This is a genomic window from Paucilactobacillus wasatchensis (genome assembly GCF_000876205.1).
Lineage (GTDB): Bacteria > Bacillota > Bacilli > Lactobacillales > Lactobacillaceae > Paucilactobacillus > Paucilactobacillus wasatchensis.
Map to the genome: position 1 here is coordinate 39,247 of NZ_AWTT01000007.1, position 11,126 is coordinate 50,372.

Genomic DNA, 11,126 nt, shown 5'->3' on the forward strand with positions numbered 1-11,126 from the left:
AAACTGACTTCTTATTTATGAAAATGAGAAGCCAGTTTTTAAGGTTTAGTTAAAGATAGACCAATTTACTTATTAATTGACATTCTTTTAGTAAGTTATTAGTATGTTTAGTTGTATAATTATAAATGAAATCAAACTAGTTACTATACCAATCAAAATTAATTAATGATAAAAGGGCGGGAATTGATATGTGTGGAATTGTTGGCATTACGGGAGTACCAGATGCTGTATCTGTGTTAGTTAGCGGCTTAGAACGGCTTGAATATCGGGGCTATGACTCAGCTGGAATTTATGTGAATGATCAATCAGGTCAAGACTATCTTGTTCGCCGCGTTGGTCGAATTGCAAACCTAAAGTCAGCATTAACACCTGCGATAAAGGGTATTACAGGGATTGGGCACACGCGTTGGGCAACTCATGGTGTTCCAAGTGAAACTAATGCGCACCCACAATATTCAGCTGATGAACGATTTTATTTAGTTCATAATGGTGTTATTGATAATTTTGAACAATTAAAGTCTGAGTATTTAGCTGATGTTAAATTTCAAAGTCAAACTGATACTGAAGTAATCGTCCAGCTGGTGGATCGCTTTGTAGTTGACTATGAGATGGATACAAGGGCAGCCTTTTTGAAGGTCCTACACTTAATTAGCGATGATTCGTCGTATGCATTTGTTTTAATGGATCGACAAACACCGGATACATTATATGTGGCTAAAAATAAGAGCCCACTGTTAATTGGAATCGGCGAAGATTTTAATATGGTTGGCTCAGATGCAGTTGCAATGCTCAAGGAAACGCACACATTCATGGAAATTCAAGATCGTGAAGTCGTGACCGTTCAACCTGAGGGTGTGGTGATCCGTGATTTTGATGGCAACGAAATGAAACGGGATACTTTTAGGGTGGATATGGATGCTAGTGCCGCAGATAAGGGTACTTATCCATTCTATATGCTCAAAGAGGTTGATGAACAGCCGGTTGTGATGCGTAAATTAGTGCAAGAATATCTTGATGATGAGGGCATCCCAAAAATTGATCCAAAACTCTTAGCGCAAATGAAAGCTGCCGATCGATTATATATTGTTGGTGCAGGTACTAGTTATCACGCTGGACTGATTGGTGCCCGTTTATTTGAGCGATTAACCGGCATTTCAACCCAAGTATTTATTTCTTCTGAGTTTGCTTATGAACAGCCAATTATGGCAGCTAAACCGTTCTTTATATTCCTGACACAAAGTGGTGAAACAGCTGATAGTCGTGAAGTGCTAGTTAATGTTAAAAAGCAAGGCTGGCCTAGTTTGACCATTACGAACGTTCCTAAGTCAACTCTGTCACGTGAAGCATCATTTACCTTGTTATTACATGCCGGGCCAGAAATTTCTGTTGCTTCGACAAAAGCTTATACAGCCCAAGTCGCATTTCAGGCAATTTTAGCCAAGGCGTTAGGTATGGCGATGAACAAAGAAAATGCTGCTAACTTCGATATCAAACAACAATTAGGATTGGTAGCAATTGGGATGCAAGCAATTGTGGACAGCAAAGATGAACTGGAGTCGATCGCTTCTCGCTATTTGTCACAACCGCGAAATGCATTTTATATAGGACGTGGCATTGACTGGTCAGTTGCGCTGGAATCTGCACTGAAACTCAAGGAAATCTCATATGTTCAAGCTGAAGGTTTTGCATCTGGTGAGCTTAAACATGGCACAATTGCCTTGATTGAAGACAAAACGCCAGTAATTGGAATTATTACGCAGGATCGAACAGCTAATTTAACGCGGAGTAATTTACAAGAGGTAGTTTCTCGTGGCGCAAGTGTACTAACGATTGCGTCAAAACATTTGTCACAGCCAGATGATACGATTGTATTACCAGATGTTGATCCACTATTGAGCCCACTATTGAGCGTTGTACCAGCACAATTGTTGGCTTATTACACAAGCTTGGGTAAGGGACTAGATGTCGACAAACCACGTAACTTAGCTAAATCAGTAACGGTTCAATAAATCTACACTAGGCGAAGGTCAGATAAAAATGAGTAAAAAGGTTTGGGTATTTTTTATTGCTTGCTGTTCAATGTTACTATTAACCAGTTGTGGGCAAAAGAGTAGCAACCATGAAACCAAAAAAGTAACTCAGCCAGTACCGACCGTTTTTATCCATGGGCTAATGGGATCCAGTAAGTCAACCAACAAAATGATCCGGGCAGCTGAAAAAAGTGGGCACGCTAAAAAAGTGCTGACCATTAATGTCCAGGCCAATGGTAAATTGCAAGTAGTTGGTAAATATCAGCGACAGGCTGCCAATCCAATTATTCAAGTCAACTTCGTTAATAATGAAGCGAGCATACAAACTCAAACACAGTGGTTAACGACAACCTTGCATTGGTTGAGAACAAAGTACAAGATCAAAAATTTCAATGCTGTAGCGCACTCGGCTGGTAATGTAACACTACTTGAGACTGAGATGACTGCAAATAAGAGTATTCCACAATTAAAACGACTTGTGATTATTGCTGGTCCATTTAATGGCGTTATCGGCATGAATGATGCTGCTAATACTAATCGTTTAGGTAAAAATTATAAGCCAAAAATTATTTATCCAGCTAATGATTGGTATCCGAGTTACAGTCAGTTGTTATCTTGGCGGCATAATTTTCCTAAAAACGTGCGGGTGTTAAACATTTATGGTGATCTAGCAGATGGCACACATTCGGATGGAATGGTGACTGAACAGTCTGAATTATCGGTCAATTATTTGTTACGCGGGCTAACTAAGTCCATTAAAAACGTGAAGATTAGTGGGCCGAATGCTGGGCACAGTGATTTGCATAATAACAAAACTGTGGATCAGTTAATCATCAAATTTCTGTGGTCAAATAATTGAATTTAGTACCACAAAATAAAGTTTGCAATCGTTATTGATTGTAAACTTTATTTGATCTGTTAATTTCAAGAGCACCAAAGTGAGAAAAAAAGAAATTTATTTCCATTTTGTGCATTGAATAATGAAAAGAATTTACATATAATGGTTACTATCGTTGTAAAAAATGATACGTCACTATTTTTATAAGAGAGAAGAGAAGGCATGCAATTTTTAGTTTTATTAGTGGGTATTATTATCTTACTGGTTTTGATCATTAAGGTAAAAATGAATACCTTTGTTTCGTTAATCGTCACTTCAATTATTGTTGCACTACTACTAGGGATGAATCCAGCGGATATTGCAACTTCAATTAAAAATGGGATTGGGAGCTCATTAGGTGAATTAGCAATTGTATTTGGTTTTGGGGCAATGATCGGACGGTTAGTTTCGAACGCCGGCGGTTCTTACCGAATTGCTAAAACATTGATTGATAAATTCGGTAAAAAGCGGCTTCAAATCGCAATTGTGGTGGCATCTTTTATTATTGGAATGTCACTATTCTTTGAAGTTGGTTTAGTCCTACTAATTCCAATTGTGTTTGCAGTGGCACTCGAAGCGGACGTGCCGTTACTGTACCTAGGGTTGTCAATGGCGGCTGCATTATCCGCAACGCAAGGGTTCCTACCACCGCAACCAGCCCCAACAGCTGTGGCGACAGCGTTAAACGCCAACATTGGGCAAGTCCTTTTAGTTGGAATAATTGTTGCCATTCCGTGTGTCATTGTTGCAGGTCCACTATTTACAAAGTTGGCACAGTGGTAAGCGCCAGACGCGTTTGTGATTAAAAAAACTTTACCAGCTTTTGGTGAAGTGAAAGAATATGATCTCAAAGATACACCAAGCTTTGGTTTGTCAGCATTAACGTCATTGTTTCCAGTTATTTTTATGGCGCTCACAACTATCTACTCAATGGTCTTTGAAGGCGGTAAAACACCTAAAAATCCACATGGGTTTGATGCATTCATGGCGATGATTGGTAATCCAATGGTGGCAATGGTGATCGCGTTGCTATTTGCCATGTGGTCAATGGGCAGTCATCGTGGTAAAACAATGGGTGAAATTGGTAAAACACTGGAAAATGCAGTTAAATCAATTGCCATGTTATTGATGGTAATTGGTGGCGGTTCAGCCTTTAAACAGGTATTAATTGACGGCGGGGTTGGCCAAGCAGTGCAAAATCTAATGGTTCACGCCAATCTTTCGCCAATCTTGCTAGGCTGGTTAATCACCGTTTTGTTACGTGTTTCATTAGGGTCGGCAACGGTCGCAGGAATGACATCAGCCGGGTTAGTAACTCCATTAATGCATTCACTTGGTGCTGATCCCGTGATGATGGCACTAGCAATTGGTGCTGGTTCGTTAGCAGCTTCGCATGTCAATGATGCTGGCTTTTGGATGTTCCAAGAATATTTTGATCTCAGTGTTAAACAAACATTGCAAATTTGGACAGTCCTAGAAACAGTGATTTCTGTGGTGGGATTATTGATGGTCTTGATGCTGAAGGCAGTATTACATTAATTTGAATATTTAATTAGAACTGAGAAAAATTTTTTCTTAGCTCTTTTTTTCTTTTTTTAAGATAATTTGGTTGCAAAGTAACAGTAGATCCGCTATTATTGGACTATACCAATATTTGACGGAGGTTCTTAAAATGAAAGTAAAAATTGTGGCTGATTCATTAGCAGGTGGACGACTTGGTTACGAATTATTTGCTAAGGCGTTAGCAAATGGCAGTCGAGTTTTTGGATTGGCAACTGGTAGTACGCCAGTGTCAACATACGATCAAATCACTGCAAGTGAATTAGATTTCAGTCACTGCATTTCAATTAATTTAGATGAATACGTCGGACTTGCTCCAACACATCCACAAAGTTACCACGCATTTATGCAAGCGCACTTTTTTAAGCAAAAGCCTTTCAGTAATTCCTTTGTCCCGAACGGTTTAAATCCTGACGAAAATGATGAAACGACTAGGTATGAAGAGATAATTGCAAATCACCCCATTGATTTTCAAATTTTAGGATTAGGGCGTAATGGTCATATCGGCTTTAACGAACCAGGGACTGAGTTTGATTCGGCAACCCACCGAGTAGCTTTAACCCAGTCGACGATCGACGCTAACGCGCGTTTTTTTGCTGATAAAGATGAAGTACCACACTTTGCTTATTCAATGGGGATTGGCACAATTATGAAATCTAAACAAATTTTGATTGAGGCATATGGTGCTAATAAAGCTGAAGCAGTGCAACAAATGATTGAAGGACCAGTTACAAAACAGGTGCCCGCCAGCATCTTGCAACAACATGCTAACGTGACTGTGATAATTGACCAAGCTGCAGCAGCAAATTTAACCAAGAAGTACTAAAATATTTACGAGTAGAGGTTGACAGCGCTTACATAAACGACTATTATAATAAAAGTAAGGTATTAAGTATTTACCTTCTAATCAATTCTCTTTCTCTCTTATGCCAATCACCGTTTTCCCAAACGGTGATTTTTTTGTGCTGTTTTGACTTTGCCAGTTAATTTGACTAGAATTAAGTGACAACTATAAGGAGAAAATAAAGTGGCACAAGATGAAACGCTCGATTTAATTGAAGAGATCACCCGGCAAGACGGCAGTAAGTATCGCGAAATTGGTAACATGGTTCAAAATGGCCGAGCAGAATTAGCAGTTGAACGTGGCTTTTTGAAGGAAGTTAGAATTTTGCAGTTAAATATTCCACATTCTCAAAATGTGACGAAATATGAGCAATATATCAATGAACATTATGTGATGCAAGATGAGTCAATGAACCACTGGGATGAATGGAAACGCACACCGGCAGCTGACCAGATGGTGAAAGATATTTTAAATGAAAATCATATTGGTTAACAGTTAAAATAATAGTTGACACGCGAAATAGTACGTGATATATTTACCATGTGATAGGCAAGCTATTTTTGAGCTTGTTTTTATTTTGCTCACGAACTTATCTACCGATAAATGGAGGCTGCCATGTTTTTAGCAATTAGAGAATTAAGACACGAAAAATTACGTTATGTGATGTTAATAGTTATTACGGGGTTAATTGCTTGGATGATTTTTTTGTTGGCAGGATTGGCAAACGGATTAAATACAGGTATGCGGCAGGTTGTGGATCAATGGCGGCCTGAGAAAATTATTTTAAGTAATGCCGCTAATAAAAATTTGAGCGCATCTCATCTCAGTTTGTCAGATTTAACTGAAGTAAAAGAGGCAACCAATAAAACTGCAGTGGTGCAGTATTCTGGAGCCCTTAAATTGAAACAAAGTAAGATCAATGTGTCTTTTTTGGGGACACCACGCGATGCATTTATTCTGCCTAAGTTAACCGCCGGCAGACAAGTTGAACATAGAAATGAAATCATTGTTTCACAGGGCCTGGTTCAAGCTGGGGCCAAGTTAAATCAATTAGTAAAGATCGGTAACAACCAGCATAAATTAAAAATTGTTGGTATCTATCAAACTAGCACTTATGGTATGGCACCAACGATTTACGGTGACATTCAAACGGTAAATGCGACAATTTCACCAGAAACTAGTAAAAATAGTATCAATGCAATTGTGACAAGGGGCGGTACGCAGACTGATGGGGCCTCATTTGAAACATTAAGTAAAATGACATTCATTAATAATATTCCAGGTTATACAGCACAAAACACGACATTAAGTTTGATGATTGATTTTTTGATTGTAATCGCGGCAGCCGTGATTGGGATCTTTATGTATGTTTTAACACTTCAAAAGAAAGCTATGTTTGGTATTTTGAAAGCCCAAGGAGTTGCTAGTAATGTCATTATCAAATCGTTAATTGCGCAATCGTTAATAATTGGTGTGTTAGGAATGTTATTGGGCTGGATGTTACTCTGGGTGGCCACGCTATTTTTACCAACTGCCATGCCGTTTGCAATCGACTATGTTCGTTTTATGGAATATAGCATTGCAATTATTGTTGCTGCCCTATTGGGGGGCGTGGTTTCATTTAGAACAATTATTGGCGTAGATCCAGTTGTTGCAATTCAATAAAGATGGAGGAATTAAAATGGTAGCAGTGTTAACAATGAGTGGGATTAGCAAACAGTTTGCAGTTGGTGGGCAAATAGTTCACGCACTAACCAATGTCAATTTTGAAATTAACGCTGGTGAGTTTATTTCCGTTCTGGGTCCATCAGGCTCTGGTAAAAGTACATTTTTAACCCTTGCAGGTTGCTTGCAACAGCCCACCACTGGCATAATCAATTTTAGTGGAAAACAATTAAATGATTTAACCAAGCAACAAAAAACTAAATTTAGATTTGATGAATTAGGCTTTATCTTACAGAATTCAAATTTAATTTCATTTTTAACAGTCATCGATCATTTTAAATTGATTGATCAACTATCCCACCGTAAATTTAATCGATTCAAGGCTACAAAATTATTACAGGATTTAGGTGTCACCCAGTTCACGGCGTACCCTAATCAATTATCTGGTGGACAACGGCAACGAGTGGCAATTGCCAAAGCGTTATATAATAATCCGCGTTTAATTTTAGCGGATGAACCCACTGCAAGTTTAGACACCAAGCGTTCGTTTCAAGTGGTTGATCTATTGGTCGATTTAGCTCATGCACAAAATAAAGCGGCGGTGATGGTGACCCATGATGAACGATTAATCGGTAAAAGTGATCGAGTTTACCAAATTGAAGATGGCCGGATGCAGCAAATTAACTGATATTTTGAGTAAGATTGAATAAAAATTACAATAGGGGTTTACATTGTGGTCGTTTTTATGGTATAAATATTATTGTTGATTTTTACTAATTGCCCCGTAGTTCAGTGGTAGAATAGTTGACTGTTAATCAAAGGGTCGTAGGTTCGAATCCTACCGGGGCAGTAGTTAAGCACTCCTAGCAGCTGAGGAGTGCTTTTTTTATGCAATCAAATTTGTTTGCTCAAATGCACGTAAGCAAATGTGTGGAAAATAATTCCTGCGCACAGCAAAAAGGCACCAGCAATCAATGAAAATGGTGTGACAACAATTGCTAATGCATAAATTGCGACACTGCGAAGTGGATCTGATTTGACAGAACTATTAAATGTAGTTGAACTATTGTTTAAGTTGGGATGAGCCATTACGTACCAGTAAAGTAGTGCAAATGAAGCTGAAATCAGCAAAGCAACAATATCATAAATGATAAAAGCAGTTTTCATATCGGTCGTATTGCCTGAAGCAATTGAAGTGGCAACTAGGTTAGTTGGGTAATCTACGAGTGTGATCGTAAATAGAACGGTTAGATTAATTAGATTCAAGTTTCGGTCAATGGTTTCAAGTTGCGAGAAAAAGTCATGATGAAAAAGCCATAAGGTTCCCACGTAGAGAAATGAAACAATATAGGCCACTAAAATGGGCCACTGTAAAATAACCGCATTAATTAGATGACCGCGGGAAAAGTTAGGAATATGGAATTCCAAGACAAGGATAGTAATTAAGATGGCTAATACACCATCACTAAATGCTTGGAGACGATCGGGCTTCATTAAAACACTTCCTTTATTAAGCTTATAGTGAGCTGTAATTTCATTTTAGCGCTAAAATTGGCGGAAATGTGAAATATTTATGTCTTTTTTAACACTGTGATAGTGACAGATGTCGTATAATTGGGTTTGTTGAATTTGGACAGGTAAAATATTTAGGAGGAACTGGCATGCAGCCGGAATTTGAACAAAATCAAATACGTCTTAAGCGCCCTCGTCGACGGTATATTACCGGGTTTAATGGACTGAGAACTCTAGCGGTGATTGGGGTGATTGTTTACCATCTATTACCAGCTACTCTGCAAGGTGGCTATTTAGGGGTACCGATTTTTCTATTAATTACGGGCTACTTGATTACCAATCAATTAGTTAACGAGTGGAATCAAAACGGGCGAATCCACTTGGGTCGTTTTTATTGGAAACGGGTTACTAGACTGTATCCCGTGCTAATCACAATGTTAATCAGCACAACTGCTTATATCACTTTATTTGAACGCAATCTTTTACGTGATATTCGTGGCACAATTTGGACTAATTTACTATACGTATACAACTGGTGGGAAATTAATCACGGTCAATCTTATTTTGATCGCTTTGCCGGCGAATCTCCATTTACGCATTTGTGGACCCTGGGAATTGAAGGTCAATTTTATTTACTGTGGCCATTAATATTAATTGGTTTGTTCCTACTATTACGCCGGCATTCATTCATTGGTTGGTTCACATTAGGATTGGCTATTTTGTCGGCGGTGTTAATGGCAATGTTATATAATCCTGCTAACATTAACCGAGTATATTATGGTAGCGACACGCGTGGATTTGCGATTTTGCTTGGAGCTTGGTTAGCAATTATTTGGCCCATGAATAATTTGAACGAAAATATTACTCGCTTTGCAACGTTTTTTTTGGATGTAATTGGTTCAGTAAGTTCAATTATTTTAATTTATGGTTATTTCACGTTATCTGGTCAAAGTGATTTCACCTACCGAGGTGGAATGTTTTTCTTCACTTTGATGGGGATGCTATTGGTGGCCACAATTGCTCATCCGGGTAGTCACATGAACCGAATTTATAGTAATCCGATTTTTAAATGGATTGGTGATCGGTCATATGGCATTTATGTTTACCAGTACCCTGTCTTGGTATTTTATGAATTAAGAGTGAAAAACATGGCTAATCATCCTGTTTGGCATGCAGTGGTCGAACTAGCAATTATACTAGTAATTAGTGAATTGTCATACCGCTTTATTGAAACACCGTTACGATTTTATGATTGGAAAAAAATTGGTGCTACTATTCAAAATTGGTTTAAGCCACAACGAGCTTGGCAGCACTGGATCGTTATCATACCGGTGATTGCGGTGACGATGGTTGCAGCTGTGGGACTGGTCCAACAGCCAACCAAGGCGGCCCCCAATAAGCTGCAGGCTAAATTAGCCAAGCAAGCTAAGGAAACAAAGGCACATAATGAGGCAATTAAAAAAGGAAAAGTGTCCAACAGCACAAAACCAGCCACAGAGACGAAAGATTCGATTGAAGCCAAGTACTCATTAACTAAGGCTCAGGTAGCAAAAGCAAGTCAATTAAAAGTAACAGCAATTGGCGATTCTGTGATGGCAGATGGCTCGTCCGCAATACAAACAGTATTACCAAACGCCTATGTATCAGCGCAAGTTGGCCGGCAGGTGTGGCAAACACCGGATATTATCCACGGATTGGCTGCAAAAGGGCAGCTAGCATCCAATGTTGTGCTCAATTTAGGTACTAATGGGGCGTTGAATACACAATCAGTGAAAAATGTGCTAGATGCGATTGGACCAGGTCATCAGATTTATTGGATTACTGCACATGTGCCATCTAAAAATTGGCAAAATTCGGTTAATAAAATGATCCATAAAACGGCTCGCGAGCATCAAAATGTGCATGTCATTGATTGGTATCAATATAGCCTCGGTCATCCAGATTGGTTTTCGGCAGACAATGTCCATCCAAGTGACAAGGGAAACATTTATTTTGCCCACCTCATTGTTACTGAAATTTTGAAAACAAAATAGACTTTTTAGTACTACGAAAAGCAATGCAATTGTGGTATTGTTACTGTGTGGTTAGCAAGTGGACAATAGTTACCACGGATTATTCAGGAGGTTTAAAAATGGGAAAACGAGAAATTGATTTTGATGTCCAACCGATGACATTTAAAAAAATATTGGTTGCGGTTGATGAAGATGATTCTAGTTCTTCACGTAAGGCCTTTAACTATGCGGTTACGTTGGCCAATTCATATCACGTACCAATGGGTGTGGTGACAGTTTTGGAAACAAGCGATTTAAGCATTTACGATAGTTTACAACCAAATGTGTTGGAACAACGTCGTGAGGCAATGTCTAAATCAATTGATGTATATGTTGAAAAAGCCAAGAATTTTGGTGTTAATAGCGTCAAAGGATTTATTGCTGAGGGTAAACCGGGTAAGGTAATTGTGCAGAATACAATTCCTGATTTTGAACCGGATTTATTAGTTTGCGGTTCTGAGACAAAAGAAAAAAATAGTATTTTTATTGGCTCACAGGCTAGTTATATGGCACAAAACGCGCCTTGCTCTGTTATTGTGGTCCGATAATGTATTAGCTCAAAAAACAGTTCACCGGTAACTTTGCGT

General features: G+C 38.7%; 9 protein-coding genes, 1 tRNA gene and 1 pseudogene. 10 read left to right on the top strand and 1 reads right to left on the bottom strand.

The annotated features are described in order from the left end of the window. Positions 1-188: 188 nt before the first annotated feature. The 8 genes and pseudogenes from glmS (at position 189) to WDC_RS02345 (ending at position 7,826) form a co-directional block, all read left to right on the top strand. On the top strand, positions 189-2,009 hold the full coding sequence (gene glmS / locus WDC_RS02310) for a glutamine--fructose-6-phosphate transaminase (isomerizing) (RefSeq protein WP_044010205.1): 1,821 nt from the start codon (positions 189-191) through the stop codon (positions 2,007-2,009). Between the two features lie 28 nt (positions 2,010-2,037). Continuing rightward, complete coding sequence (locus WDC_RS02315; protein ID WP_052497765.1) at positions 2,038-2,889, top strand: alpha/beta hydrolase; 852 nt, start codon at positions 2,038-2,040, stop codon at positions 2,887-2,889. A gap of 201 nt (positions 2,890-3,090) precedes the next feature. After that, a pseudogene (locus tag WDC_RS02320) lies at positions 3,091-4,446 on the top strand (gluconate:H+ symporter). Positions 4,447-4,579: 133 nt separating this feature from the next. Then, positions 4,580-5,293: a glucosamine-6-phosphate deaminase gene (gene nagB, locus WDC_RS02325; protein ID WP_044010206.1), complete on the top strand. Its 714-nt coding sequence runs from the start codon at positions 4,580-4,582 to the stop codon at positions 5,291-5,293. Between the two features lie 201 nt (positions 5,294-5,494). After that, the gene (locus WDC_RS02330) at positions 5,495-5,803 is read left to right on the top strand and encodes a hypothetical protein (protein ID WP_044010207.1); all 309 of its coding nucleotides are present in this window, start codon (positions 5,495-5,497) and stop codon (positions 5,801-5,803) included. A gap of 123 nt (positions 5,804-5,926) precedes the next feature. Then, positions 5,927-6,976 carry an FtsX-like permease family protein gene (locus WDC_RS02335; RefSeq protein WP_044010208.1) on the top strand — a complete coding sequence of 350 codons (1,050 nt, stop codon included), beginning with the start codon at positions 5,927-5,929 and terminating at the stop codon, positions 6,974-6,976. Positions 6,977-6,992: 16 nt separating this feature from the next. Then, on the top strand, positions 6,993-7,664 hold the full coding sequence (locus WDC_RS02340; protein WP_044010209.1) for an ABC transporter ATP-binding protein: 672 nt from the start codon (positions 6,993-6,995) through the stop codon (positions 7,662-7,664). 90 nt (positions 7,665-7,754) lie between these two features. Further along, positions 7,755-7,826: transfer RNA gene (locus WDC_RS02345), tRNA-Asn, on the top strand. A gap of 44 nt (positions 7,827-7,870) precedes the next feature. Here WDC_RS02345 and WDC_RS02350 read toward each other — a convergent pair. Further along, positions 7,871-8,470 carry a TMEM175 family protein gene (locus tag WDC_RS02350; protein WP_044010210.1) on the bottom strand — a complete coding sequence of 200 codons (600 nt, stop codon included), beginning with the start codon at positions 8,468-8,470 and terminating at the stop codon, positions 7,871-7,873. Positions 8,471-8,637: 167 nt separating this feature from the next. Here WDC_RS02350 and WDC_RS02355 point away from each other — a divergent pair, with 167 nt between their 5' ends. Both WDC_RS02355 and WDC_RS02360 read left to right on the top strand, forming a co-directional pair. Beyond that, complete coding sequence (locus WDC_RS02355; RefSeq protein WP_044010211.1) at positions 8,638-10,521, top strand: acyltransferase family protein; 1,884 nt, start codon at positions 8,638-8,640, stop codon at positions 10,519-10,521. 98 nt (positions 10,522-10,619) lie between these two features. Next, positions 10,620-11,087 carry a universal stress protein gene (locus WDC_RS02360; RefSeq protein ID WP_044010212.1) on the top strand — a complete coding sequence of 156 codons (468 nt, stop codon included), beginning with the start codon at positions 10,620-10,622 and terminating at the stop codon, positions 11,085-11,087. Positions 11,088-11,126: the final 39 nt, after the last annotated feature.

Excerpts from the sequence above, each read along its gene's own strand:
- glmS (WP_044010205.1), top strand. The coding sequence starts at position 189 with ATGTGTGGAATTGTTGGCATTACGGGAGTACCAGATGCTGTATCTGTG.
- WDC_RS02315 (WP_052497765.1), top strand. The coding sequence starts at position 2,038 with ATGAGTAAAAAGGTTTGGGTATTTTTTATTGCTTGCTGTTCAATGTTA.
- nagB (WP_044010206.1), top strand. The coding sequence starts at position 4,580 with ATGAAAGTAAAAATTGTGGCTGATTCATTAGCAGGTGGACGACTTGGT.
- WDC_RS02335 (WP_044010208.1), top strand. The coding sequence starts at position 5,927 with ATGTTTTTAGCAATTAGAGAATTAAGACACGAAAAATTACGTTATGTG.
- WDC_RS02340 (WP_044010209.1), top strand. The coding sequence starts at position 6,993 with ATGGTAGCAGTGTTAACAATGAGTGGGATTAGCAAACAGTTTGCAGTT.
- WDC_RS02350 (WP_044010210.1), bottom strand. The coding sequence starts at position 8,470 with ATGAAGCCCGATCGTCTCCAAGCATTTAGTGATGGTGTATTAGCCATC.
- WDC_RS02355 (WP_044010211.1), top strand. The coding sequence starts at position 8,638 with ATGCAGCCGGAATTTGAACAAAATCAAATACGTCTTAAGCGCCCTCGT.
- WDC_RS02360 (WP_044010212.1), top strand. The coding sequence starts at position 10,620 with ATGGGAAAACGAGAAATTGATTTTGATGTCCAACCGATGACATTTAAA.